General features: G+C 72.3%; 18 protein-coding genes and 1 pseudogene. 13 read left to right on the top strand and 6 right to left on the bottom strand.

The genetic code is table 11. The features are described from left to right. Positions 1-174: 174 nt before the first annotated feature. Entirely contained in the window at positions 175-591 is a 417-nt protein-coding gene (locus ABZ564_RS01340) for a DUF4307 domain-containing protein (protein ID WP_360847557.1), read from the bottom strand. Between the two features lie 152 nt (positions 592-743). Here ABZ564_RS01340 and mca point away from each other — a divergent pair, with 152 nt between their 5' ends. Continuing rightward, positions 744-1,625, top strand: a complete 882-nt coding sequence (gene mca / locus ABZ564_RS01345) for a mycothiol conjugate amidase Mca (protein ID WP_360847560.1) — start codon at positions 744-746, stop codon at positions 1,623-1,625. Position 1,626: 1 nt separating this feature from the next. After that, entirely contained in the window at positions 1,627-1,851 is a 225-nt protein-coding gene (locus tag ABZ564_RS01350) for a hypothetical protein (protein WP_360847563.1), read from the top strand. Between the two features lie 94 nt (positions 1,852-1,945). Here ABZ564_RS01350 and ABZ564_RS01355 read toward each other — a convergent pair whose 3' ends face one another. Beyond that, complete coding sequence (locus ABZ564_RS01355; protein WP_360847566.1) at positions 1,946-5,128, bottom strand: tetratricopeptide repeat protein; 3,183 nt, start codon at positions 5,126-5,128, stop codon at positions 1,946-1,948. A 423-nt stretch (positions 5,129-5,551) separates the two neighbouring features. Between ABZ564_RS01355 and ABZ564_RS01360 the strand changes: the two genes are divergently transcribed. Together ABZ564_RS01360 and ABZ564_RS01365 are read left to right on the top strand one after the other, a co-directional pair. Next, complete coding sequence (locus tag ABZ564_RS01360; RefSeq protein ID WP_360847569.1) at positions 5,552-8,245, top strand: sigma-70 family RNA polymerase sigma factor; 2,694 nt, start codon at positions 5,552-5,554, stop codon at positions 8,243-8,245. 131 nt (positions 8,246-8,376) lie between these two features. Then, positions 8,377-8,532, top strand: a pseudogene (locus ABZ564_RS01365) (DUF255 domain-containing protein); the annotation flags it as partial. Here ABZ564_RS01365 and ABZ564_RS01370 read toward each other — a convergent pair. Next, positions 8,514-9,206 (bottom strand): IS701 family transposase, encoded by a 693-nt coding sequence (locus ABZ564_RS01370; protein WP_360847676.1) that lies wholly within the window; start codon positions 9,204-9,206, stop codon positions 8,514-8,516. The pseudogene ABZ564_RS01365 and the gene ABZ564_RS01370 overlap by 19 nt on opposite strands. A 192-nt stretch (positions 9,207-9,398) precedes the next feature. Then, positions 9,399-9,653, bottom strand: coding sequence for a hypothetical protein (locus ABZ564_RS01375; RefSeq protein WP_360847572.1), 255 nt, complete (start codon positions 9,651-9,653; stop codon positions 9,399-9,401). A gap of 205 nt (positions 9,654-9,858) precedes the next feature. Between ABZ564_RS01375 and ABZ564_RS01380 the strand changes: the two genes are divergently transcribed. Further along, complete coding sequence (locus tag ABZ564_RS01380; protein WP_360847575.1) at positions 9,859-10,896, top strand: helix-turn-helix transcriptional regulator; 1,038 nt, start codon at positions 9,859-9,861, stop codon at positions 10,894-10,896. 2 nt (positions 10,897-10,898) lie between these two features. Here the strand turns inward: ABZ564_RS01380 and ABZ564_RS01385 are convergent, their stop codons facing one another. Next, positions 10,899-11,069 (bottom strand): hypothetical protein, encoded by a 171-nt coding sequence (locus tag ABZ564_RS01385; protein ID WP_360847578.1) that lies wholly within the window; start codon positions 11,067-11,069, stop codon positions 10,899-10,901. Positions 11,070-11,196: 127 nt separating this feature from the next. Continuing rightward, a complete protein-coding gene (locus ABZ564_RS01390) occupies positions 11,197-12,705 on the bottom strand; it encodes an insulinase family protein (RefSeq protein ID WP_360847581.1) in 1,509 nt (502 codons plus the stop codon). A 232-nt stretch (positions 12,706-12,937) separates the two neighbouring features. Between ABZ564_RS01390 and ABZ564_RS01395 the strand changes: the two genes are divergently transcribed. From ABZ564_RS01395 to ABZ564_RS01430, 8 genes are all read left to right on the top strand, one after another. Continuing rightward, complete coding sequence (locus tag ABZ564_RS01395) at positions 12,938-13,081, top strand: hypothetical protein (protein WP_360847584.1); 144 nt, start codon at positions 12,938-12,940, stop codon at positions 13,079-13,081. Between the two features lie 129 nt (positions 13,082-13,210). Further along, positions 13,211-14,203, top strand: coding sequence for an HEXXH motif-containing putative peptide modification protein (locus ABZ564_RS01400; RefSeq protein WP_360847587.1), 993 nt, complete (start codon positions 13,211-13,213; stop codon positions 14,201-14,203). Further along, complete coding sequence (locus ABZ564_RS01405) at positions 14,200-15,372, top strand: ThiF family adenylyltransferase (protein WP_360847590.1); 1,173 nt, start codon at positions 14,200-14,202, stop codon at positions 15,370-15,372. The genes ABZ564_RS01400 and ABZ564_RS01405 overlap by 4 nt, the downstream gene beginning before the upstream one ends. Continuing rightward, positions 15,369-16,547, top strand: coding sequence for a YcaO-like family protein (locus ABZ564_RS01410; RefSeq protein WP_360847593.1), 1,179 nt, complete (start codon positions 15,369-15,371; stop codon positions 16,545-16,547). Before ABZ564_RS01405 ends, ABZ564_RS01410 begins: the two co-directional genes overlap by 4 nt. Beyond that, positions 16,540-18,006 (top strand): TfuA-like protein, encoded by a 1,467-nt coding sequence (locus ABZ564_RS01415; RefSeq protein ID WP_360847596.1) that lies wholly within the window; start codon positions 16,540-16,542, stop codon positions 18,004-18,006. The genes ABZ564_RS01410 and ABZ564_RS01415 overlap by 8 nt, the downstream gene beginning before the upstream one ends. Further along, positions 18,003-19,289: an MFS transporter gene (locus ABZ564_RS01420; RefSeq protein WP_360847599.1), complete on the top strand. Its 1,287-nt coding sequence runs from the start codon at positions 18,003-18,005 to the stop codon at positions 19,287-19,289. The genes ABZ564_RS01415 and ABZ564_RS01420 overlap by 4 nt, the downstream gene beginning before the upstream one ends. Positions 19,290-19,332: 43 nt before the next feature. Further along, the gene (locus ABZ564_RS01425) at positions 19,333-22,338 is read left to right on the top strand and encodes a lantibiotic dehydratase family protein (protein WP_360847602.1); all 3,006 of its coding nucleotides are present in this window, start codon (positions 19,333-19,335) and stop codon (positions 22,336-22,338) included. After that, positions 22,332-23,291 (top strand): thiopeptide-type bacteriocin biosynthesis protein, encoded by a 960-nt coding sequence (locus ABZ564_RS01430; protein WP_360847605.1) that lies wholly within the window; start codon positions 22,332-22,334, stop codon positions 23,289-23,291. The genes ABZ564_RS01425 and ABZ564_RS01430 overlap by 7 nt, the downstream gene beginning before the upstream one ends. Positions 23,292-23,300 lie beyond the last annotated feature (9 nt).

The raw sequence follows: 23,300 nt of genomic DNA on the forward strand, positions 1-23,300 counted from the left end.
CTCGTCGGTACTGGGAATACAAAGCAACGCCCTACCCGTGAGCATGCGCTCCTACGGGTGGGCGAAACCACGAGCCTAACAATTCACCGGGAAAAGGGGGAGAAGGTTAAAGCCCCGACCGGCGAAAGTGCAGGTCAGGGCAGGTCAACTGGGGTTACGACGGGCGTGCTGCGGTCAACTCGACGCCCCGTCGTCCTCCGTGCAGCCCAGCAGCTCGACGGCGGTCGCCCGGGACGTCGTGCGCAGGGTCAGCACGCGGTCGATCCGGTCGCTGTCGTCGTCGAAACGGAAGTCCTTGCGGGCGACCTCCGCGCCCTCCTCGCTCAGGGAGCGGAGCGTGCAGTAGCCCTTGGCGTCCCGGTCCTTGCGGACCTCCAGATGCACCTCGGCGCGGTCGTCCGAGGCGATCCTGAACTTGATCATCTCTCCGCTGAGGCCGTGGCCGTCCACGTAGCCGTAACCGATCCAGCCGACCGTGCCCAGCAGGGCGACGCCGAGCACCGCGCCGATGATCTTGAGCTTACGGTCCGCGCGCTGGTCCGCGGAGCGGCCGTAGCGGTTCTCGGGAAGCGCCTCGCGCACCGCCGTCATGATCGTTCCTCCCGTGCCGGGGATCGAGGAATTTTCCACCCCCCGGTTCGGTCACTATAGAAGTTGCCCGCCCGTCACCCGACCGCCGCCCCGAGACCGGCGTCCCTGCGGGGCGGCACCTTTGATGACGACCAGTGACTGAGGATCGAGTCTTGACTGAGCAGCTCCGACTGATGGCCGTACACGCCCACCCCGACGACGAGTCGAGCAAGGGCGCGGCCACCATGGCCAAGTATGTGTCCGAGGGGGTGGACGTGCTGGTCGTGACCTGCACGGGAGGCGAGCGCGGCTCCATCCTCAACCCGAAACTCCAGGGCGACGCGTACATCGAGGAGAACATCCACGAGGTACGCCGCAAGGAGATGGACGAGGCCCGGGAGATCCTGGGCGTCAAGCAGGAGTGGCTCGGCTTCGTCGACTCCGGCCTGCCCGAGGGCGACCCGCTGCCGCCGCTGCCCGAGGGCTGCTTCGCGCTGGAGGACGAGACCGTCGCCGCGGGCCGCCTCGTCGCCAAGATCCGTGCGTTCCGGCCGCAGGTCATCACCACGTACGACGAGAACGGGGGCTACCCGCACCCCGACCACATCATGACCCACACCATCTCCATGATCGCCTTCGAGGGCGCGGCGGACACCGAGAAGTTCCCCGAGGAAGAGTTCGGCCCCGCCTGGACGCCGCGGAAGCTCTACTACAACCAGGGCTTCAACAAGCCGCGCACGGTCGCCCTGCACGAGGCGCTGCTCGCCCGCGGCATGGAGTCGCCGTACGGGGAGTGGCTGGAGCGCTGGAAGGAGTTCGGGCGCGCCGAGCGCACGCTGACCACGCACGTTCCGTGCGCGGACTTCTTCGAGATCCGCGACAAGGCGCTGATCGCGCACGCCACGCAGATCGATCCGGACGGCGGCTGGTTCCGCGTCCCGATGGACATCCAGCGGGAGGTCTGGCCGACGGAGGAGTACGAGCTGGCGAAGTCCCTCGTCGATACCTCCCTCCCCGAGAGCGACCTCTTCGCGGGCATCCGCGACAATGCCTGATATGTACGCGACTCAGGCACTGCCGCACCTCGTCCCGCTCGCCGAGGAACTCGACAAGAACAAGGTGACCCCCGGGGTCCTGGGCTTCATCGTCTTCGCGGCGCTCGCCGTGGGCGTGTGGATGCTCATGAAGTCGATGAACCGGCACATGGGGCGGGTGGACTTCGAGGAGGAGCCGGCGGAGCCGGCACCCGAAACGGTGGCCGGGTCCGCGAAGCGGAAGTAGGCGGCGGGGCGGGGAACGTCCGGACGCTCCCCGCCCGCCGTGGACCGGCTGAAAAGACGCCCTCGATCGCCGGGCGGGCTCGATCCGGCTCGGCTCACACCGTCACGCCCATGATCTCCCGCGTCCGGCGGGACGGGACCAGGCCCAGGGACCACGCCTGCCAGCCCGTCTCCAGGTCCACCCCCCGGTCCAGGATCACCCCGTACGCGTCCGCGCAGTCGTTCACCTTGGGGTCTCTGGCCGGGTGACCGGCCTCACGGAGGTCGGCCAGTTCCTGCTGGGCGACCACCGCTCCCACCTCGATGCCCCCGGGTGAGGCGTACGGCAGGAGCGTGCAGCGCAGGAAGCGGGCCCAGTCCGCACCGCGCGCGTCGCCGTACGACTCGAACAGCCCGACCGCCTCGCCGCACAGCTCCAGGGCCTGGGGCGCCCGCTGGTTGCCCGCGTCGATCAGCGCGAGGTCCAGGCAGGCCCACGCCTCGCCGTGGGCGACCCCGATGCGCCGGTAGTCCGCCCGCGCGTCGGCCAGCAACTGGCGGGCGAAGCCGGAATTGCGCAGGTTGCCCGTCTGCGCGGCGCGCTGGTCGCGGGTGACGCGGCCCGAGTGGTGCCGGGCGCACGCCAGACCGTAGACGTCGCGCATCCGCGAGAACATCGTGCGGGCCCGCTCCAGCTGCCGTACGGCCTCGACGGTGTCCCCGGACTCCTCCAGGGCCTGGCCCAGGTGGTACAGGGTCCAGGCCTCGCCGCGCGCGTCCTCGTTGTCGCGGTGGCGGGCCAGGGCGGCGGTCAGCTGCCCGGCCGCCGCGCCCGGGTCGCCGGCCAGCAGCCGGGCCCGCGCCAGCTGGGTCGTCGCCCACGCCGTGCCCCGCCCGTCCCGCGTCCGCCCGTACAGATCGAGAGCGGCGCGCAGCGCGGCCTCGGCCCGCTCCACATCGCCCAGCCGCAGCCGGACCTGGCCCAGCTGGAACCGCGTCCACGCCTCGCCGTGCAGCGACTCGCCCTCGCGGTGCAGGGCGAGCGCGGTGTCCAGGAGGGCCAGCGCCTCGGCCAGGTTGCCCCGGTCGCGTTCGACGGCGGCCAGCGCGTGCATCGACCAGGCCCGGTCCTCGTCCTGCCCGGCGGCGGACTGGAGCCGCATCGCCTCGCGCAGCCGGGCCGCCGCCTCGGTGAGGTCGCCCTGGTGGTGCAGGGTGATCCCGAGCGAGCACAGCGCCAGCGCCGTACCGGAGTCGTTCCGCGCCTCGCGGTAGAGCCCGACGACGGAGGACAACGTCGTACGGGCCTTGTCCAGCTCACCGAGCTGGCGGGCGGCGATGCCCGTACGCCACCGCACCGACCGCTCCAGCAGCCCCTGGTCGACCGCGTGGGTCAGCTCGCTTATCTCGCCCAGCCGGTAGAGGTCGCCGCGCAGCAGGCAGTAGTCGCACAGCGCGCCGAGCAGGGCGAGCACCGCACCCTGGTCGACGCCCTCGGCGTGCCGCAGCGCGGAGGTGATGAAGCTCGACTCGTCGTCCAGCCAGCGCAGCGCCGCGTCCAGCGAGCCGAAGCCGTGCGAGCCGAACTGCCCGGCCCGGGTCGACATCTTGCCGTCCACCATCCGGATCACCGCACCGGCCAGCTCCGCGTAGTTCGCGATCAGCCGTTCCTGCGCGGCCGCGCGCTCGGCCGGCTCCTCCTCGTCGAGCAGCCGGGCCAGGGCGAAGCCGCGTACGAGGTCGTGCAGCCGGTAGCGGGAGCCGCGTACGTGGTCGATCAGCCCGGCCTCGGACAGGGCCGTCAGCAGCCGGCCGGCCTCCTGCTCGTCGGCCGACAGGAGCGCCGCGGCGGCCGCCGTGCCCAGGCTCGCCCGGCCGGCCAGCGCCAGGCGCCGCAGCAGCCGCCTGGCCTGCTCGGACTGGTCGGTGTAGCGCAGCCACAGGGCGCGTTCGACGGGCGGCACCGGCCCGTACGCGGCGAGGGCGGCGGCCAGCCCGTCCGCCGTACGCGCCCCGAGCGAGGAACCGGCGATCCGCAGCGCCAGCGGCAGCCCGCCGCACAGCTCGGTGATCGCCTCGCTCGACGGACCGTCGTACGGCCCCGGCTCGGCCTCCTGCGACACCCCGCGCAGCAGCTCCTCCGCACCGGCCGGACCGAGCGCCCCCACCTCCAGCCGGTGCACCCGGGCCGGCAGCGAATCGGGCAGGTCGAGCGGCTCCCGGGCGGTGACCAGGACCAGGCTGTCCGAGCGCTCCGGGAGCAGCGTGGCGACCTGCTCCGCGTCCCGGGCGTCGTCGAGGACGATCGTCACGGCGGTCCCGGTCAGATGCTGGTGGTACAACTCGCCGAGCCGGCGCACCTGCTGCTCGCCGGACGCGCTGTCCCGGAACAGCAGCTGCTCGCGGGGGGCGCCCAGCCGGTTCAGCAGGTGCAGCAGCGCATCCCGGGTCGGCAGCGGCGCCTCGCCCTCCGCACCGCCGCGCAGGTCCACCACGCACGCGCCTTTGAACTGGTCCTTCAGCTCGCGCGCCGCCCGCACGGCGAGGGTGGTGCGCCCGGCGCCCGGGGGTCCGTGCAGCACGACGACGGTCGGCTTCGTCTCGGTCGAGGCGCGGGCCGCGTGCACCCACTGTGCGATGCGGGCCAGTTCGGCCCGCCGCCCCACGAACAGGCCGTCGGCTGCCGGGAGATGCCCGAACGACTGCTCGAGGAGCGAGCGCATCCGGGCGGCCGCGCTGCGGTCCGAGCCGCGCAGGTGCGGGGCACGGGCCTTGGCGGCGGCCTTCTTGGCCGGGGCACGGGTGGTGGCGGCGAGCATGCGCTGCTGGTCGAGGAACGGGCGTATGCCCCGCACCTCGAGGGCCGCGAGCCACTGGAGCCGCAACTGCTCGGGCCTGCCGGGCGGCCGGCCGGCGGGCCGGTGCGACGCGGTGGCCCTGGCGACGGTGGCGGTGGCCCCCGCCACGGCGACGACCGCCCCCGCGCCGAGCGCGAGCCCGGACGCCGTACCGAACGCCATGTCGGCGCCGACGGCCGCCGCGGCGGCGACCCCGGTGACCAGCAACGGCGTCGACAGTTTCTCCCGGCTGAAGCGCCGCCCGTCCGCCGAGGCGTCGAGCGCCTGGAGGTAAGCGGCGTACTCCTCCGCCGCGCCGTCCGCGATGCCGTCGAGCGCGGCCCGCGCACGGGTCAGCAGCACGGCCTCGTCCGTCCGGCCGCCGGTGCGTCGTGCCTCTTCCTCCACGGCCCGTACCAACAGCCGTTCCGCGTCCGCCCGGTGGCTGTCCCGTATCCGCATCTGTGTCCCCCTCCGGCTCCGGTGTACGGCGCCGGCCCGCGTGCCGTGGGCCGCCGCGAGGTCCAGTGTCCTTCGTACGGCCCGCCCGCGCGAGGGAGGGGGCGCGGCCCGTCGTAGGTGAAGTCCACCGGGCCGGTGGGGGGTTGGGGCCGGTACGTGTGCCGCCCGTCCGGATCGTGGTCATGGCGGAGGCCGACGCCGGCGCCGTATTCACCGCGACACCCGGCGTGAGCGGCTTCGCGCCCTACGCGTTCGGCGGATGGCGACCGTCCGAGCCCGATCCGACCGGGTGCGGTCCGAACCTGTTCGTCCCGCCCCCGCCTGCGGCGCGAAAAGTGTTATGCCCGTGGGGTCCGCTCGTCTCCTGCTGCGAAAGCCACCCACCAGAGCAGCCTCACCTGCTCTTGTCCGAGGATGTATCGCATGCGATATGAACGGCCCGCCAGGACCGACGCTTTTCCGGACCGCCGCACGGTCGAGGCGGCCCGCGACGGGGAGCCGGGAGCAGTCGAACGGCTCACCGCAGGCGTCCTGCCACTGGTCTACAACGTGGTCGGGCGCGCGGCGGAGAGTGACCTCGACGTCGACGACATCGTGCAGGACACCATGGTCGCGGTGATCCGAGGGCTGCCGGACCTGCGGGACACGGCGAAGTTCCGTTCCTGGCTGGTGGCCATCACGGTCCGCCAGCTCACCGACGCCCGGCGCCGGGCGCGGACCGGCCGGCTGACGACGCTGGAACACGCCGAAGAGCGGCACGCTCCGGAACCGGACTTCGCGTCCCTCTTCCTGCTGCGGCAGTCGCTCTCCGCCGAGCAGCGCCAGGTAGCCGCGGCCACCGGCTGGCTCGACGCGTCGTACCGCGACCTGCTGTCGCTGTGGTGGCTGGAGGCGTGCGGACGGCTGACCCGCAAGGACATCGCCACGGCCATGAAGCTTCCGGCGGCCCATCTGGCGGTCCAGGTCAAGCGGATGAAGACCCAGCTGGACGTGGCGCGGACGGTCGTCCGAGCGCTGTCCCGCGCACCGCGCTGCGCGGAGCTGGCCGAGATCGCCGGCCAGGGCGATCCGACTCCCAGCCCTCTGCTGCGCAAGCGGATCGCCCGGCACCTCCGTTCCTGCGAGCCGTGCGGTCATTCCGCCGGACGGCTGATCTCGCCCGAGCGGCTCCTCGCCGGCCTGCCCCTCCTCGTACCCGGGCGCGCGAGCGACCCGGTCGAGGCGGGTCTCGCCGCAGCCGGGGGCCACCCCGCAGGGGCCGGGGGGCACACCGCTCACCAGCCGGCGTTCCGTGGGCACCGCCGCCGGGGGAACCCCCGCCCGAGCGGCGATCACGGTGTGCTGGCCGGACTCGGCACCAGGATGACGGGCGCAGCGGTCGCGGCCGGGACGGCCGCGCTCGTGGTGACGGGCCTCGTCATGGTCCCGTCGGGGGCCAAGTACCCCGTCGGCGAACGGGGTACGACGGCCGCCCAAGCGAGCCCCTCGTCGCCGTCGCCGTCGCCGTCGGCATCCGCTCCCGCGGAGAGCCACAGCCTCGCGTCTTACCCCGCTGCCGCGAGCAGGCCCGCGCCCCGGCCCGCGAAGACCCCTGAGCCCACCTACTTCGTGAGCGCCGGCGGCAGCGATTCCAACACCGGCAGGTCGAGCGGAACGCCGTTCCGCACCCTTCAGAAGGCCGCGGACCTGGCCGGCCCCGGCGATGTCGTCGCCGTCATGAACGGCACGTACACCGAGCCCCGCAAGGGCTCCAACGTGCTCACCATCAAGCGCTCGGGGCGCTCGGGAGCCCCCATCACCTTCATGGCGTATCCGGGACACCGGCCGGTCCTGCACCCGAGGACCGCCTGGAACGGCATCAGCGTCTACGGCGCGTCCCACATCGTCATCAAGAACCTCGAGGTCAAGGGCAACAACGCCGCCCTGTCCCTGCCCGACGCCGAACGCTCGTCGAGCAGGACCGACCCCACGTACAACACCAACTGCATATCGGTGGAGAAGAACCGGGAGACCGGCGCTTTCGCCCACGACGTCGCGATCACCGGCAACCTGGTGCACGGCTGCGCGGGCGGCGGGATCTCCGCGATCGAGGCGGACCACGTCGAGATCACCGGCAACCACGTCCACTCCAACGCCTGGTACACCGTCTACGGCGCCAGCGGCATCTCGGTCCTCACCCCCCGCGGCAACGGCGCCACCGACCCGCAGAGGTACGGGATCCGCATCACCGGCAACCGCGTCCACGACAACGAGACCAAGGTCAAGTGGGAGGGCTGCCGCTGCTATTCCGACGGCAACGGCATCATCGTCGACACGACGAAGGGCGACCCCGGCAGGGGGAGGCCGGCCTACGGCGGACGCGTGCTGGTCGCCAACAACATCAGTTACGACAACGGCGGCTCAGGCATTCACGCCTACAAGAGCCAGCACGTCGACATCGTCCACAACACCGCCTACCTCAACGGCCGCAGCCCGCGCATGGAGAAGCCCTACGCCAACATCTACGCCCACGACAGCACCGACGTACGACTCCTGAACAACGTCTCCTACGGCCGCCCGGGGCAGCCGACGAACAGCAAGTCCCGCAATGTGGACGTCCGTTACGACTACAACGTCTACTTCGGCGGCAAGGCGCCCGAGAGCAGGGGCCCGCACGACATCATCGCCGACCCGAAGCTCACCGCCCCCGGCAAGGGCCCGAACGCGGACTTCCGGCTCAAGAAGGGCTCGCCCGGCATCGGCTCCGGCACCCCCTTCCCGGCCGTCTCCACCGACTTCACCGGGGCAACCCGCCCGGGCGGCGCACCGGACCGGGGCGCGTACGACTTCGGAGCCGCCGCGCAGACCGTCCCGAGTGGCGGTGGCTCGTCGGCGCCGGGGCAGGAGACCTCGAACGCGGCTGGGAGTCCGGGTACGGAGACCGGCACGGACGCGGGCGGCGCGGACGCGGCATCCGGCGAGGCCGGTGACGACGGCTCCGGCCTCGCGGCCCAGGGGGGAAGCGAACCACTGGCGGAGACCGGTGGCTCCGACCCGGTTCTGCCGCTGAGCATCGCCGCGGGCGTCCTGATCGCCGGGACCGGCCTGCTCGTGTTCGCCCGGCGCAGGCGGTCGTGACAGGTCCGGGCCGTCCCCGGCGACCGCGGGGACGGCCCGGACCTGCTCGTGCCCTGCCGTCCCGCATGGGCCGAGCCCGTGCGGTCCCGTGCGGGCGCGGGGCATGGTGTGAGGCCGGCCCGTATGAATCGGTGGCCGGTGTGACCTCGCCGTATCTGCTTCAGCATGCCGAGGACCCCGTGGACTGGTGGCCCTGGTCGCCCGAGGCTTTCGAGGAGGCGCGGCGGCGGGGGGTGCCCGGGTTGCTCAGCGTCGGTTACTCCTCGTGTCACTGGTCCCAGTGCCACGGCTGTGCGTCCTCGGGCTGCGCGGTGGTCGTGGTCGAGATACCCACCACGTAGTCGAGACCGCGTTCTTCCAGGCCGAGCCGGAAGGCGGCGGTGTCCCCGTAGCCGCCGTCGGCGATGACCTGGGGCACCTCGATGCCCCAGGACCGCGTCTCGTCGATCATGTCGAGGGCCAGCTGCCACTTCTCGACATGGCCCACCTGGGCAGGGATGGCGCACTTGTCACGGCGGGCCACCTTGGCCCGGTCGGCCTTCGGCGAGGCAGGATCCCAGCTCCCGGGCAGAAACAGCCGCCAGTTCACTGCCGCCGAGGCGCTGTTGGAAGCCAGGTGGAGCGAGACTCCGGCCTGGCAGTTGGTGACCTTGCCCGCGGTGCCGGTGTACTGCCGGGTCACGCATGCCGACGCGTCCCCGTCCTTGAGGAAGCCGGTGTCATCGATGACCAGGGCGGTGGGTTTGACGACCGGCTGCATGCGCCAGGCCAGCCGGGCCCGCACATGCGCCGCATCCCACGGGCTGGAGGTCACGAAGTGGGCCAGGGCCTGCCGGTTCCCGTCCTCGCCCAGGCGGGCGGCCATCGGTTCCACCGACTTGCGCCCGCCGTCCAGCAGCAGGCCCCGCAGATAGACCCCGCCCCACCGACGCTGATCCGCCCGCGCGAACGGCTCGAACATCTCCGCCGCGAAGTCCTCCAGATCACACCGGACCGCAGCCAACTCCTCACTCAGCACACCCGATCAACGACACGACCGTTCAAGAAGACACACCGCCACAGACCACACATGACCAAGCCCTGCTGGTCACCGTCAGGTGGAGCCAGGAGGGCAGGGTGAACTGGCACTAAGGGCTATCGGCCGGCTGCTCGGTCAGTCGGTGAGCCGTCGCACGTCTCTCACGCTCCAGCCCTTCAGGGCCGGGTCCTCCAGCGCGGCGGTGACCACCCGGCGCGCCTCTTCGGGGCGAACGGCGTCCCCGCGTACGGCCAGAGTGATGTCGCCGTCCGACGAGGCTACCCGGGCCGTCCACTCCGCGGGCAGTAACGAGGCGATCCTGGCCGCGTAGGCCGGCGCGTTGCGCATCGCGCTCTGCGTCGATGTGGCGACCGTGACATAGAGGGTCATTTTACGTGGTCCATCCGATCTGGTCCGGTCCATTCCCTTTGGTGCGAATTATTTCCATTCGGGTGAAGGGTGATGGAATCAAATGTGTACAAGGGTTCGGTGCGCCTCCGGGAGCCCGGTGCTTTTTGGTGGCATCTGATAGGGTACCCAAGTTCTGCGGGGAATCTGTCGCGTTCTGGGGTGCGGATTTTCTGCTGTCGGCACAATGGAAGATTCTTCTCGTTTGCCTGCTTGGGGGGCGGATTTGAAGCTTTTGGCGCTGGGGGTCAATCCGTCGGAAGAGGCGTTGTACGTCCACTTGCTGCAGGGTGGGTGGACCGGGCTGGCGGACGCCTCGGACGTGCTGGGCATGTCCGTGGAGGAGCTGAGCGGCCTGCTGTCCCGTCTCGAGTCCCAGGGGATGATCCGCATCTCCCGGGAGGGGGACGTCGCGGCCGTCGATCCCGTGTCGGCCATTGAGCAGCTGATCGAGGAGCGTATCGGCGAACTCAATGCGGAACTCCGCCGGGTGGCCGACACCCGTGCCGAGCTCGCCTATTTTGAGGGGCGTTGGCGGCAGGGTCTTTCGGGGCAAGAATTGTCGGGCCAGGGTTTTGTCGGAATCGAGCGGATCGAGAACACCCAGGACGTCAGGAATCGCCTCGACGAATTGTCATTCTTTTCCTATCAGGAAGTGCTGGCAATCCATCCTGGCTCCGGTCTGCGAGCAGAGACGCTTGAGGCGGCGAAACCCCTGGACGTGCGCTGTCTTCGGCGCGGGACCCGTATGCGGTCCATCTTTCACGAATCCGCACTGTCCAGCCCGCACACCCTGGCCTACTTGAAGGAGATCTCCAGTCTCGGCGCGGAGATCAGGGTGTCCACCGAGCCGCTGGAGCGCGTCCTGATCTACGACCGCAAGGTCGCGGTGGTGCCGAGCGACCCCAACGACACGTCCCGAGGGGCGCTGGTCATCCGGGAGCAGGGCCTGCTGTCCCAGATCCATGGACTGTTCGTCAGGGTCTGGGACGCGGCCGACGATCTCGCGGTACGCGGCGAGACCAGGGACGACACCTCGATCACACCGCTGGAACGCGAGGTCCTCTCCGCCCTGGCCACGGTCGACAAGGACGAACTGGGTGCGCGCCGGATGGGTGTCGCGGTGCGCACCTATCGGGGGTACGTCGCGGCCCTGATGGCCAAGTTGGACGCCACTAGCCGTTTCCAGGTCGCGCTGATCGCCAAGGAACGCGGCTGGATGTGAGGTCACTCCCAGGCGTTCACGTCGCTGACGGCGGTGTCGGGCGCCTGGGGTGCCGGGGCGGGGTCGGCGAACGCGGCCCGGCCGCTCGCCCCGATCACGGTGAGACAGCCCGAGAGCAGGAGAACGGCGGCGATCCGGGAGCTGTGACGGCCGACGGCGATGAGCTTCAGCATGGTGACTACTCCTCTGCGAAGGGGCTTGGGCCTGCAGAAGGATCCTGCGCCGGATCGAGCTTCCGAAGAGGCTCCGCCCGCTGCAGGAACCGGCGCCGCGGGGCTCACCTTCCTGCAGGCGCGATGATCAGCCGGCGGCCCGCGGAACGCCGGCGTGCGGCAGGAAGCCGTTGTCCTTACGGGCGTGAACTGCGGGAATGGTGAAGGGCGTTGATGTACGCGGGGCTGCCGGACGCCGAGGAGCCGGCTTCGCGGGTACGACGGTCACCTCCCCCGGCCCGAGGCTGTTCACGGCGGGATGAATCCTCGCCGCGTCCCCCACGAGGACGGTTACCAGACCCTCGCCCGGATACGCGCGGACGGCGGCGGCGGACGCCTCGGCCGTCGTCACCCGGGCCAGCTCCTGGTAGAGGCGGGCCTGGGCATCGTCGGGCAGTCCCTGCTCGACCTGCTGCACGAGGGTGGTGGCCACCGCGGCGGAGGTCTGGAGGGCGATCGGTGCCGTCTCCGTGGCGACCCGGACGGCGAAGTCCCGCTCCTCCGGAGTGAGGCCTCGGGTGGCCACGTCGTCCAGGATCGTCCGGATGTCGCTCAGCGTCTCGGCCGTGGCGTCGGTGGCGACCGCGCCGTTGATCGCGGCCAGCGATCCGGACGCCCCGTTGACCGGATTGACCAAGGGCTGAGCGAACGCGCGCATCCCGTAGCTGACGCCCTTCTGCTCCCGCAGGATCAGGTTCAGGCGTGAGGTGAGCGTGCCGCCGAGGCAGTAGATCCCGATCTCCTGAGCCGCCCAGGAGACATCCCGACGCCCGGCCGCGATCGCTCCCGCCATGACGTAGGTCTGCGGGGCGCCGGGGCGGTCGAGCAGGACGGTACGGCCGTGCCCGGAGGCCGTGACCGCGGGGAGAACGGCGGCATCGGCGCTCGCCGGCCAGTCCCCGAAGGCTTCCCGGATGCTGCGGTCCAGGTGCGCCTGCTGAAGGTCGCCGACCAGGATGACGGTCATCGCGGCTCGGGTCATGACGTGGCGGTGGAAGTCGCGTACCAGCGCGGGTCCGATCGCGCCGACACTCTCGTGGGTGCCCTGACGGGGACGCGAGATGCGGTCCTCCGCAGCGAACAGGTGCCGGTAGAGGGCCATGCCGGCGCGGCGGGCGGGGCTGGCGTTCTCGTAACGGATCTCGTCGAGCCGCAGCCGGACGACGTGCTGGATCCCCTCGTCGGAGAGGGCGGGTTCGAGCAGCGCGCGGCCGATCAGAGGGAGCAGGCCCACCAGGTGCCGGGCCGGGACGGAGAGCACGGCCCGGATGCCCGGACTGTCGGCGTACGCCTCGAACGACGCACCGCACCGCTCCAGGCGGTCGGCGAAGGCCTGGGCGTCCAGGTGACCCACTCCCTCGACCAGGGAGCGCGTCAGGACGGTGGCCAGTCCGTCCACGTACGCCTGCTCCAGGTGGAGCGGGAGGGCGAGGAAGATCTCCACCGTGATCAGCTGCCGGCCGGGCCGGTGGCACCGCAGGACCCGGACGCCCTCGGTCAGGGTTTCCCGTACGGGGACGGGGAACTCCCACGGCCTGGCGCGGCCGGGCGCCGGCCGCGGGTGGAAGACCGTGCTGGGGGACGATGGACCGGACATCCTGGCTCCTCGTGTCGTGGGCGCCGGGGCGAGGGGCGGGCCGGGCCCGGACGGTGCTGACGGCGGCGCGACGCGGCGCCGACATGCCAGGCTCTCGGGCCCCCGCGCCCCCTGTCATGTCCCCAGAACTGACGACTGCCCGTACCGCCGCTCGGGAGCCAGTCTTGAGCCATCGCACCGACCGGTGCGGCCGAGAAGCCCGGGACACCCCGAGCCGACCTACGGAGGAACCATGATCGACAACGCTGCGGAGAAGACCATCGACACCGCCGCCCAGGCCGCCGAGCTCCAGGCCCTGGAGCAGGACCTGGACGTCGAGATCACCCTCGAGGTCGCCGAGAGCAGCTTCTCGTACAGCGAGGCGCGCGTCTTCTGAGCCGTCCGGTACGGCAGCCGACCGGGAGTGGGCCCGACGGACCTTGTCCGGGCCCACTCCGGTCCTGCGGTCACCCCGACACCAACCCGGCCGGCAGCCCCGGCCGCTGCTTGCAGAAAGGAGCCGTCCGTGAGCAGTCTTCCCTCCGAGCTGCGCGACCAGCTGCGCACCGTCGACATTCACGAGCGTGACACCGCCCGCCTCGCCGCGATCTACCACCGCAGCGTCGCACGACTGCTCACCGGCGCCCTCGCCGCCAGTGGTCACCCGGCCGGCGGCGACCTCGGCCGCCGGGTGCGCCGCCTGCCCCCGGCTCTCGTCCGGCGCGCCTACAGCCTGCCTGACACGCCGATTTCGGACACCGAGGTGCCCGGCCTGCTGTCCGACCTGGAAGCGGCCGCACAGCCGCCGGCACCGGCCGGCGTACTGACACACGACGACGGCTCCTGGGCACAGGAGGGCGCGGTCCGCGCGACCCGGGCCCTGGCCGCCGACGACCACGGTGCGATCGAGGTCGTCGCGGATCCGTCCACGGTGGTCCTCGAATCGCTGCTGAAGGCCCGGGCCGCGTTGTCCGCGTCGTGGGACGCCGCCTGGCGGGAGCACAACACCCTGGTCGACTGCATGGTCTTCGCCGGCGGCCCGCTGCGCTCGGCCACCAACCAGAGCACCTTCGGCGCCGTGTACATCTCGATCGACGAGGCCGAGGACCCCCTCAGGCTCTTTGAGGTCTTGCTGCACGAGACCGGGCACCACTCCCTGGCCCTGCGCGAGCGGTTCACGACGTTCCTCCACAACGCCGAAACCCTCAGCAGCCACCCGTTGCGCAAGGACCCCAGGCCGCTGCGCGGGACGCTGCACGCGGCGTTCGTACTGGCCCGCATCTGCCGGGGCCTGGCCCGCTACCTCGCCGTCCATCCCGCGTCCGGGCCGCTGGACCGCGAGGAGGTCGTGGTACGACTCAGGGCCAACCGCGCCATGCTCGTCAGCGTGATGGAGGGGATGGGGGAGGCCGCCCGGTGGACCGAGGACGGCGAAGCCCTGCATGCCAGCCTCCTCGCTGTTCTGGCCGAGCAGGAGACGGCGGCACACGAGGTGGCGGAGCACGAGGTGGCGGCGTGACGACCGCACCGCCCGAGGCCCACCGCGGTGTCGGGATCGCCGCGCGGCCGGCGGCCCCCCGGCTCGGCCAGAACCTGTCCCTCACCGACAGATGGCGGTTCAACACCAACTGGGAGATGCTCCGGCTCGCAGACGGCTCCCTGTTCTTCAACAACATGTACGGCTCCCACCGGACCGTCGAAGCCCCGTCCGCCACGCTCGTCCGGCTCCTGGAGCGGATCGAGCGCGCCCCCTCGTCCTTCGGTGAGCTGGCCGACGGGGCGGGCGGCGCGGACCGGATTGCCCGCGCGTGCCAGCCCCTGGTCCGAGCCGGGATCCTGGTTCCCGCCCTGGGCGAATCCGCCCCTGCCTGGGCGGACGAGGACCTGGTCACCCGGTTCGCCACCCAACTCGACTGGCACTTCTCGCTCAGCGGCCACGACGGCCAGCACTGGGAGTCGTTCCGGCGGCTGCGCGATTCCACCGTCACCGTCCTGGGGCTGGGCGGAGCCGGCAGCCTCCTCGCCCTCATGCTCGCCGCCGCCGGCGTCGGCAGGCTCCGGATCGTCGACGGTGACGTCGTCGAAACGCCCAACCTGGTCCGGCAGATCCTTTACTTCCCGGACCAGTCCACGGCGGTGACCAAGGCGGACGCGCTGGCCGGGCAGCTGCGCCGCTTCAGTCCGCACACCACCGTGGAGGTGGTCAACCGCTACCTCAGCACGCCCGAGGACCTGAGCGGGGCCGCGGTCGGCACCGACTTCGTCGCCCTGTGCGCGGATGCGCCCCGCATTTTGATCAACCGCTGGATCGACGACGCCTGCAAGGAGTCCGGCACGCCCTATCTCGGCTCGTTCGTCGGCATGGTGGGTCCGATGTACGTGCCCGGCGAGCCGGGATGCTTCCGTTGCTTCGAACACCGGATGCGCGACAACCTCGGGGAGCGCCACGACCTCATCGTCGAGGCGCTCAGCAGGAAGACGTCCTGGCGCTACCCGGCCTTCGTCTCCGGGGCGGTGTCGGTCGCCCAGCTGATGGCCACCGAGATCCTGCTCCACCTCAGCGGCGGGGCCAGGCCGTCGACCATCGGCGGACTCCTGAAGATCCAATACCCCGCCACGACCCGCGAGGAGCTGGACACCCGCCCGGACTGCACCTGCGCCACCGACCCGGCAGGGCCGGCGCGATGACCGCCCTCGCCCCTGCGGAAATCTCCCCGGCCACCCACGACGGGGCCTACTTCGGCGGCACCTTCCGCGCCGTATCCCCCGAGCGCACGTGGGAGCGCATCCGGCCCCATCTGGCGCGGGCCGGCATCACCCGCGTCGCCGACGTGACCGGTCTCGACGACATTGGGATACCCGTCTGGCAAGCGATACGGCCCAACTCCCGCAATATCACCGTCTCCCAGGGCAAGGGCGTCTCGCCGGTCCTCGCCAAGGTGTCGGCCGCGATGGAGTCCTTCGAGCTCCACTGCGCCGAGGACACCGTCCTGCCCACCCGAAGGGCGTCGTTCGCCGAGATGGCCGAAGCGGCAGGCGGCGCGGCGGGCCTGTCGCTGCTCGCCCACCACGCGCTGACCCCTGCCCTGGTCACGAACTGGTGCGAGGTGGACGACCTGGTGGGCGGGCGGCGGACGTGGTGGCCGAAGGACGCCGTCACCGTCAACTACGAGGTCCTGAAACGCTGGCGGCCGCCCCTGGTCCGCGTCAACAGCAACGGTGTGGCCGGCGGCAACACCCTGGACGAGGCCACCCTCCATGCCCTTCTCGAACTGATCGAGCGTCACTCACTGGCCCGGGCGCGAGCGGTGGGCCTTCCGTGGCACGAAGCCCGTAGCCCCCTGCCCGGCTCGGCGGGCCCCGCGTCGGAGGTCTGCGGCCGCATCCTGGACGCCGGTGGCGTGCTGCAGTGCCTGGACGTGACCGCGCCCGCGCTCGGCGTTCCCACGTTCGTCGCGCGTGTGTGGTCGTCGTCGCTGCCCCGTTGGTTCTCCGGCTCCGGTAGCCACCTCGACGCGGAGGTGGCGCTCTCCCGGGCCCTGACCGAGGCCGTGCAGTCGCGGGTGACCGCGATCGCCGGAGCCCGGGACGACATCGCCTCACCGCGCTACGACTTCGCCATGGCGGCCCCGGACCTGCCGCCGTCCCCCGCGTGCCGCACCGACGACCTCGTCGCGGAGCACGACGGCCGCCTCTCACCGGGGCGGGGCATGTCAGGGGCGCTGGGCGCCTTGCTGGAGCGGTGCGCGGCCGACGGCACCCCCGTCCTCCGGGCGGACCTGACCCTTCCCCGGTACGGCATCCCGGTCGTACGGGTGGCGGCCCCCGGACTCGACTTCGCGGAAAGGCACGGTCATGGCTGACGCACCCCGGCCCAGGCTGATCGTCACGGCCGGACCCACGATCTCCCCCGACGAGGTCCTGGAGCTCCTGCCGCAGGCCGACGTCAGGCCCCCCGTCGCCGCCGGCGAGGTCCTGGAATGGGGGCTGGGCCCGGGGGACGTCCTCGTGGTCATCGACGGCTACTTCCTGCAGTCCCGCGCTGTACGCCACAAGGAGCTGATGGCCCTCCTGGACGCCGGGACCACCGTCATCGGTGCCTCCAGCATGGGAGCGCTGCGCGCCGCGGAACTGGCCGCCCACGGCATGCTCGGCGTCGGTTCGGTGTACCGCGCGTACCACCACGGCCTCATCCAGGCCGACGACGAGGTCACCCTGCTCCACGCGGACGAGGAAGGCGACCACCGGGCGCTCGGCTGGGCCCTCGTCGACCTGCGCGCCGCAGCGCGGGCGGCGGCGGAGCGCGGCGTCATCACCCCGGACGAGGAGCGCCACGTCGTCGAGGGCGCAGCCTCGATGCCCTTCACCGCGCGGCGCCACGACGCGGTCCTCGCGAAGGCCCGTGAGCTCGGGGCCGACCCGGACCGGCTGAGGGACTTCCGGCTCATGTGCCGACGGCAGCCGCGCTGGGCCAAGCACCACGACGCCCGCCGCGCCCTCTTGGTCGCCCGCCGCATTGCCTCGCTGCGCACCTCGCGAAGCGCCCCGGCCGCGGAATCGGCGACCCGGCGCACCGAGCTGTTCCACACCACCTCGTACCTGCACGCCTGGCGGCCGGTGTACGAAGACCCGACGGGCCGCCACTGGAACGCGCACGACATCGCGGCATGGGCGGCCACCGCGTCCGCGGACTTCCCGTGCACCTTCCGTGCGATCGCGGCCGAGTGCCTCCTGCTGGAGAGCCTCGGACTTCCCTCGGACACGGCGCTCCCGGAAGCGCGCAGGGCCATCGCGGAAAGCACGGGCCTCGCCGCTACCAGCGCCGGGCTGCTGCCCTGGCCCGGCCTCGTCGCCGTGCTGCACCCCGCACTGCCCCGGCTCGGCCTGCACGACCTCGCCACCCAGGTGCGGGGCGGTCCCGGCCGGAGCCTGCTGTGCCCGCACGAACGCGAACTCCCAGCCCCGGAGGCGCAGGTGACCCTCGCGACCAGGCTGTGGCGGGCCGACCCGCAGTACGACTGGCAGACCCCGACCGTCGAGCGCCTGGCCCGGCTCGGCCGGCTTCCGAGAGGTCCGGAACGGGCCTACGAGACCGGCGATCCGCAGCTGCGCACCGCTCTCCTGCGACTTTTCGCCTCCTGGCGGACGACCTCTCCTTCCTGCGAACTCCTTCCCCGACTGAGGGCCAGGGGCTTCCTGGATCTCGCCGACCTCTTGCGGGCCGCCGCCCGCGGCGCAATAGCTTGGTCGGCTTACGACGACCAGAACGTGCCCGGACCCGCCCGCCGCACGCCACCGCTACAGAACCGAAGGACCGCATGAACGAGACACTCGCCCAATACCGGTCTGTCCTCTCCTCCCGCAACGCACGACTCGTGCTGGGCGCCGACGCGCTCTCGAAGGCCGGCGACTGGTTCATGTACGTCGCCATGAGCCTGCTCGTCTACCGCGGTGGCGGGGCGGGCGCTCTCGGCATCTTCAGCGTCCTGCGCATCGGCATCCCCCTGAGCATCGGGCCCCTCGCCGGCCGCTGGGGCAACAGCCGCCCGCCCCGCACCGTCATGATCGGGTGCGACATCGCCCGGGCCGTCGTCGTCGGCGTCGGCGCGGCGGCGGCAGCACTCGGAGCGCATGTGACCGTACTGATGGCGGTGACCGTCGTGGCGGCGGTGTTCACCACGGTGTTCGCCCCGGCCGAACGCCGCATGCACCGCGATCTCGTCCGGCCCGACGAGCGGGCCGCCCTGAACTCCACCATCGGCACCACCGGCACCACCGTCATCGTGCTGGCACCCGCCCTGGCCGGCGGACTCGCGGCCACCCTCGGCATCCCGTGGCTGCTCGCGGTCAACGCGGCGAGCTTCCTCGTCTCGGCTGCGCTGGTCGTCCTCCTCGACAGCAGCCTCCTCGTCGACGCGGAGGAGGCCGGTCGGGACGAGGAGTCCGCGGACGGCGGGAAGCCGCGCCAGGGTGTCCTGCGGGAGGTCGCGGTCGTGCTGCGCAACGACCGCTTCGTCGCGCTCTGCCTCGCCTGCCAGACCATCGCCTGCGCGGTCGCCAGCGCCAGCCTCGTGCTCCAGGTCGCCGTCGCGGACCGGGCCGGGGACGCCACGGCCCTGCTCGGCTGGATCACCACCGCGATCGGCGTCGGATCGGTCCTGGGCATGGTCCTCGGCGGGCCCCTCGCCAAGCGTAACCGCCTCGTCCCCGGCGCCGCGTGCGCCGTCATCCTCAGCCTCCTTCTCGGCGTCTTCGGTACCAGTACGAACGCGGTCATGGCCCTCGCGAGCGCCGTCGCCATGGGCCTGTCGGCGGGCCTGCCCGAAAGCCTCTACTGGACCTCGTTCCAGAACAGGGTCCCCAAGGACTCCTCCGGCGCCTTCTTCGGACTGGTGGAGTCCACCACCACGGCCGCGATGGCCTTCGGAGGCGCGGCGATCGGCGGCCTCGTCGCCGCCTTCGGTACCTCGACCGGGAGCTGGATCCTGGCCCTGCCGCTGGCCGGCCTCGCCCTGGTGACCGTCGTGGCGGCCGTCGCCACCGACCGCGGGGCACCCACCGCCGCGCCCGTCCCCGCGCCGGAAGACGTCTCCGTGAAGGCGTGACCGCGCGCCACCCGCAGCAGTTCCGCCCCGCGAGGAGGGACCCTTGACGCCCACCACCGAACCCGGCTACCGGTCTGTCGGCCCCGCTCTGCTGCGCATGCCGCTGCGCAGCTTCCCCCGCCCGTCCGCAAGCACGGGGACCGCTCCCGCCGAGCTCCTCGTCCGGCTGAAGAGCCTCACCGACGACCCGTTGCTGATGGAAGCGGTCGGGTTGGCCAACCCCGAGCTCGCGGAGCACGCCGTCGCCGATCCGCAGGCCCTGAACCCCAAGGCGCTGCGCTCCACGGTGCTCGCCATGAGCGCGTACGCGGCACGGCTGAGCGGCCGCGCCACCCCGTACGGCGTCTTCGCGGGGGTGGCGCAGGCATCGCACACCGGCCCCGCCCGCGCCGAGCTCGGACCGCTGGACGCACACCGCAAGCACGTCCGACCCGACGCCGGGTGGCTCGCCCGCAGGGCCACGGAGCTGAGCTGCCGCCCCGGACTGCAACCGGCTGTCGGCCTCACGACGAACCCGCTCGTCCGCCTCAGGGCCGGCCGGGCGACCATCACCGCCCCCGGTGACCTCGCCACCGACCCCGGCCGCGCGCCGACAGAAGTCTCGGTCCGCCTCACCCCGCCGGCCCGGGCCGTCCTCGACGCCGCCCGTGCCGGGACGCCGGGCGCGGAAGCCGTCCGCGCGGCCGTACGGGCCGGCGCCACCGAGCACGCGGCCGCCCGGCTGCTCACCTCGCTCGTCAAGGCGCGCTTCCTTCTGACCGACCTCCAGCCCACGCACCTCGGCGATCCGCTGGGCGACCTGACTGCACGGCTGGAGGCCCTGAGCGCGCCGGAGGCGGAAGCCCTGCGCGCGCACGCCGACCGCTTGCACCGGTACGCGTCCGAGCCCCTGGGAGAGCATGGCAGCAGGGTCCGTACCGATGCGGCCGCCACCGGAGCACCGGCGCCTCCGCCGCACGTGGACACCCTTCTCGATGCCCGCACCGACGTCGGTCCGCTCGTCCGGCAGGAGGCCGAACAGGCCGCGCTGGTTCTCGCCCGGCTCTCCGGCCCGAGCCCCGGACGGGCCCTGCACACCTATATCGTCCAGCACTACGGAACCGGCCGGTCGGTGCCGTTGCGAGAACTCGAGGACGCGGTCGACCACCTGCCGGCGGACCCGCCACCCGCGGAGAACCGTGCGCGCGACGCCGCGCTCGTGGACGCCTACGTCGCGGCACTGCGGTCCGGGAGCCCCGAGGTGGAACTCACCGACGACCTGCTCGACGCGGTCGCGCCCGCCGACGACGGACTCCTGCCGCACGACTTCGACCTCTACACGCTGATCTGCGCCCCCGACACGTCGTCCCTCGACACCGGTGACTTCCGGCTCGTCCTGCGCACCGTTCCGGCGGCAGCCGGAGCGGGCAACGCGCTGGCACGTTTCGCCGACGCCATGGGACCGCGAGGCCGCTCCGCGCTCGCCGGCATCAAGCGGGCCGTGGACGAGACGGTCCTCGCCGGTGCCGAGCCCGGGGCCGTCACGGCCGATCTGGTGTTCCAGCCCCTCCCGACGGACGCGCTGAACGTCGCACGGGTGACGCCGACCCGTGCCCACCGGATCGCCGTCAACACCGTTGACGGGGGCGGCGCGTACACGCTGATCGACCCCGCGCGGATCAGCCTCCACGCGACACCGGAACGCGTCGTGGTGTGGTCCGACGACCTCGACCGCGAGGTGGTGCCGCTCCCGGCTTCGGCGCTGTCCCCGCACTTCACCGCACCGCCGGCCGCCCGCGTCCTGGCCATGGCCGCGGCCGGCCGCCGCGCCCCCGTGCCCTTCGACTGGGGCCCGCTCCGGGATGCCGGCCGGCTTCCCCGGCTGCGCCGTGGCCGTACCGTCTACGTCCCGCAGAGCTGGCGGTTGCCCCTCCCGCGCGCCGCCGCCAAGTCCGATGACCGGGAACGGGAGCGGCATTTCGCCCGGTGGCGTGGTGAGCACGGGGTGCCCCGGCACGTCATGCTCGCCGACAGCGACCGCGGCATCCCCCTGGACCTGGACGACCCGCTCGACCGGTTGTGGCTGCACAGTCGCCCCGGCAGCTCGGCACTGCTCCAGGAGATCGACCCGGACGCGGCGGGGTGGCTCACGTCCGAGCAGGGCCCGCATCTGGCGGAGTGCGTCTTTCCCATGGTCCGCACGGCACAGGCCCCCCACCGGCCCTCGCACTCCCTGCGGGAGCCCGCGGGTCCTGCCGAGCCGATCGGCGGCCGCCGTCTGCGTCTGACCCTGACCGGACCGCCCGCCGGCCTCGACGCCGTCCTCGACGGCCTCGCCCGCAGTCCGCTGTCGGACCTGCCCGGTGGCATCCGCAGCTTCCACACCCATACGGCCGACAGCTCCGGCCTCGACCTGGTCCTGTGCGCGGCAGCCGCAGCGGTCCGGGAGCGGGCGCTGAAGCACGTCTACGAGGAGGTCATGCGTCACCGGACCAGCGGGCCGACCCCGGCGGTGTCCGTCCAGGAGTACCGCCGCGACGCCGGCTTCGGAGGCGCCGTGCTGTTCCCCGAGGAGGCCGAGGCCTGGGCGGAGGCCGACAGTGCGGCGGCCCTTGCCGTCAGGGCCGCCGCCGGTGCGGCTGTGGCCCGTGACGATCTGACCGTACTGTCCGCCGTGGACCTGGCCCGGCACCTGGATGCCGCGCTGCCGCAGGCCGACCGCTCCGACGACAGTCACCTCGCCTGGATGCCGGCACCGGACCGCCGCGCCTTCGCCGCCCGACGGCGAGCGATGTGGCCGTATCTCGTCGGCTCGCCGGACTGGCAGGTACTCGTCGAGGAGGGGCGGGCCGCCTTGGTGGACCGATGGAGGGACCGTGACCGGGCGGCCATCCGCTATCTGGACCGCCTGTCGCAGTCCCAACGCCGCTGCGCGGCACAACTGCTGATGCGCGTTCACGCGACCCGGTCCGTCGGCCCGGCGGCGGCACCACAGCTCCTGGCGACGGCAGCGGCGGCCGAGTACGCCCGCTTGTCGTGGCTACGGGCGACGAGGAACCGCCCATGCTGACGGAACCGCACGTCCCGGACCCCATCCGCTCCGGCCTCCTGCCGTTCCCGCGCACGGCAGAGGAGGAAGCGGTCTTCGTCGCGGGAGGAAAGGCCGCTCTCGCCCAGCGGCGGGACGGCCCTTCCTGGATCCAGCTCTCCTTGGCACTGGAACAGCCCCCGGCCGCCGCCGTCTACCGCACGCTCGCGACGGCGACGCGCCGGCTCGTGGACGGCGGCAGCGCGGACCAGTCCTTCTTCCTCCACAAGCCCCCGGGCATCAGATGGCGCCTCCGCGTGCCGGCCGGTACCGCCGAGGACGTTCCGGGTGTGGGCTCCCTCAGTCCGCCCGCGGCCGCTCTCGCCGGGCAGGCGCGCGACCTCGTCGTACGGGGCGGCCTCGGAGATCTGACGGTGAGTCGTGCCTGGTACGAGCCGCAGCAGGCACTGTTCGGAGGCAGGCGGTCCATGGAATTCGTCCATGCCCTGTGGAGCGCGGACTCCCGGATGTGGCTCGAATGGCATGCCGAGGACACCCGGGAGGACCCTGCGCGCCTGTCCCTGCTCGTCCTGGCAACCCTCTTCAGAGGACTGGGTGTTCAGGGCTGGGAGGACCGTGAGATCTGGGACCTGATCGCACGCGAGAGCGGAAGACAGCTGACTCCGGCGATGTGGGCCCGCCCCGACGTCCGGCAGGCCGCGGCCCGCCTGCGGGAGACCTGGGACCGCGCCTGGACCGGCCCCGCCGACGGGACGCCACAGGAGGGCCGGACCGCCGGACCGTCGCGCCGCTTCCGCGAACAGACGGAGAACATCGTTGCTGAGTGGAGCCGTACGAGTTTCCTCACAGGAGAGGCCTCGGTCGGTCCGCGCCGGGCGGCGGCCCGCTGGACGGTCTTCCACTGGAACCGCGCCGGCCTCGGCCTGGGCCGGCAAGCACTGATCGCCCAGGCCCTCGCGCGGTACGACGCGTAGTCCGGCGAG

This window comes from Streptomyces sp. NPDC019224, from assembly GCF_040632605.1.
Taxonomy (GTDB): domain Bacteria; phylum Actinomycetota; class Actinomycetes; order Streptomycetales; family Streptomycetaceae; genus Streptomyces.